The 1,997-nt window shown below is 57.8% G+C and carries 4 protein-coding genes; 1 reads left to right on the forward strand and 3 read right to left on the reverse strand.

Features of this window, described 5'->3' with window-relative positions; all coding sequences use genetic code 11:
• Positions 1-225 (forward strand): hypothetical protein (locus Q8M73_08695; GenBank protein ID MDP2288624.1); only part of this gene is annotated, 225 nt, incomplete at its 5' end.
• Positions 226-375: 150 nt separating this feature from the next.
• Here the strand turns inward: Q8M73_08695 and Q8M73_08700 are convergent.
• The 3 genes from Q8M73_08700 to Q8M73_08710 all read right to left on the reverse strand — a co-directional run bounded on the left by Q8M73_08700 (position 376) and on the right by Q8M73_08710 (position 1,971).
• Positions 376-870: an SRPBCC domain-containing protein gene (locus Q8M73_08700; GenBank protein MDP2288625.1), complete on the reverse strand. Its 495-nt coding sequence runs from the start codon at positions 868-870 to the stop codon at positions 376-378.
• 1 nt (position 871) lies between these two features.
• On the reverse strand, positions 872-1,225 hold the full coding sequence (locus Q8M73_08705) for a metalloregulator ArsR/SmtB family transcription factor (protein ID MDP2288626.1): 354 nt from the start codon (positions 1,223-1,225) through the stop codon (positions 872-874).
• A gap of 452 nt (positions 1,226-1,677) precedes the next feature.
• Positions 1,678-1,971 carry a helix-turn-helix transcriptional regulator gene (locus Q8M73_08710; GenBank protein MDP2288627.1) on the reverse strand — a complete coding sequence of 98 codons (294 nt, stop codon included), beginning with the start codon at positions 1,969-1,971 and terminating at the stop codon, positions 1,678-1,680.
• Positions 1,972-1,997 lie beyond the last annotated feature (26 nt).

Raw genomic sequence — 1,997 nt, forward strand, 5'->3', positions numbered from 1 at the left:
CCTCGAACGCTGCGACTCATTGATGAGCGCATCGTGCCGCACTGGAAGTCCAAGTCCCCAGAATCGCCGGGTGCGTCGATGGCAGCGAAGTTCCTGAAGAAGGCACGTCTGCAGTTCCGCTGCCTGAAGGACGGCGAGACCTACGTTGTCGGAGGGTCATCCTCAAGCGCCGACGCCGACGAACTTGCGATGCGCATGGCGACGATGCCGCACTTGCACTGCTGACCCCCTAGCACGGGATTGCAGTCGATCGGCTTAACGCTCGTTGCGTCGCCCTTATCTCTGATTCACGCCAACTTGCGAGGACCACGACCCCACACACTTTCGAAGTATCGGAGTCGACGTAACGCACAGCAAACCCCGTCGCTGTTACAGCTAGCGTTGTATGTCGACGTAGGTGTCAAGCTTGTCGAATGCCATGATCCAACCCGCTTCGCCTGGTGAGCCTTCTGGTATTCCGGCGTGCTCTAGCACCAATTTCGTGCCGTACTCAAGAGCCTCCAACTCCACGTTGATCGTGGTGGCGCTCGGATGATCAGCGGGCATGCCCATGTCGGCAGGAGACATGACATTGCCATTCTCATCACACATCGCCTCGGTGTACACGAGTCGTTGATTCTCAACGATCTCAAGGTGTTTACCGGTAAACCACATCTTCATCGGGCCATTGGGAGTCATGACCTCCATGCTCACAAGCCGTGCTCCGCCGACGACTAACTCCATTTTCGCAACGACCACCGTTGCTCCCGATGGTCCGTACCAGGCTTGGAAATGCTCCGGCTGTGTCCACATGCGCCAAGCCAATTCGACTGGCATGTTCACCACACGTTCAATGCGCACGGCTTGAGTGGGTGAGTTCTGATCGGTCATTTCACTTGTCTCCCGCTTGTTCCGGTTGGAGCTTCTTGATGTAATCGTTCATGCGGTCCAAGCGCGCTTCCCAAACCGGCCGGTACTGCTCAGCCCACGACGCGACTTGTTCCAACGGCGCAGCCTCCAACGAGCAAGGCCGGTACTGAGCTTGATGCCCTTTCACCACCAAGCCAGCTCGCTCCAGGATCTTGATGTGCTTCGAAATCGCCGGCAGCGACAAGTCGAATGGTTCAGCCAACTCATTTACATTCGCAGCACCGAGGGCCAGGCGGCTGAGGATCGACCGTCGAGTCGAATTCGCCAGTGCCGCGAAGGTCTCGTCGAGTCGTTCTTCAGAGATAACTACGGGCACGGATCTACCTCACTTTTCAATACAAGTAATTAACCACTATGGCAATTACATAGATTCGCGTGGCGAGTCAATGGCTGCTCAGTCGGGTTAGCTGGAATTACAGCCGATCCCGTTCACGGATTTTGTGGGGCATGCGGATGCCTGCGCAACTTGCGAGGTACCGAGCAGCCCCACACCGTTGAACAGATGTGAGCCTTCACCCTTGCCCAAAACCAGCATTGCCGCGCGGACCTCCACAACGACGAAGGGTCCCTGATTTCTCAGGGACCCGGGTCGTGCAGAAGATTCATTTAGTTGAATCTTCAAATAGTAGCGGGGAGAAACTGAGGATGCACGATCTTTGGGTTGCCTGCCCTGCAAGTTGCCCTCACAAACGGCCACTTCTGCACCCCCTTCTGCACTCCCCTGGTGGTGCAAGCCTGCACCCACCCCGCACACTTTCGTTGACGAGTTCAGGCGACGGCCTTGGGCTTGAGCTGGACCGAGAGAGTCGTATCGAAAGCGTTAGCGATGCGCTGGAGTATCGGCAGGGTCGGCGTCGTGCCGCCAGCCTCAAAGCGGGCAATTCCTGGTTGGGTCATGCCGGTGAGTTTGGCCAGGTCGCGCTGGCTCCAGCCCCGTTGCTCGCGTAGACCACGGACCTGCTCTCCCAGCTCGAATGCGAGTTTGGCTGCGGCGTATGCGGCCTCAACCGCCGAGTCGCCTGCGCGCCCGGCCTTCATGTCGTTCCATGACGTGCGTGCCATCACTCCTCCTCTTCCACATAGTGCTC

The organism is Actinomycetota bacterium, from assembly GCA_030684515.1.
Taxonomy (GTDB): domain Bacteria; phylum Actinomycetota; class Actinomycetes; order S36-B12; family S36-B12; genus UBA11398.

Bases quoted from the DNA above. Each gene is read 5' to 3' on its own strand.
- Q8M73_08710 (MDP2288627.1), bottom strand. From the start codon at position 1,971: ATGGCACGCACGTCATGGAACGACATGAAGGCCGGGCGCGCAGGCGAC.
- Q8M73_08700 (MDP2288625.1), bottom strand. From the start codon at position 870: ATGACCGATCAGAACTCACCCACTCAAGCCGTGCGCATTGAACGTGTG.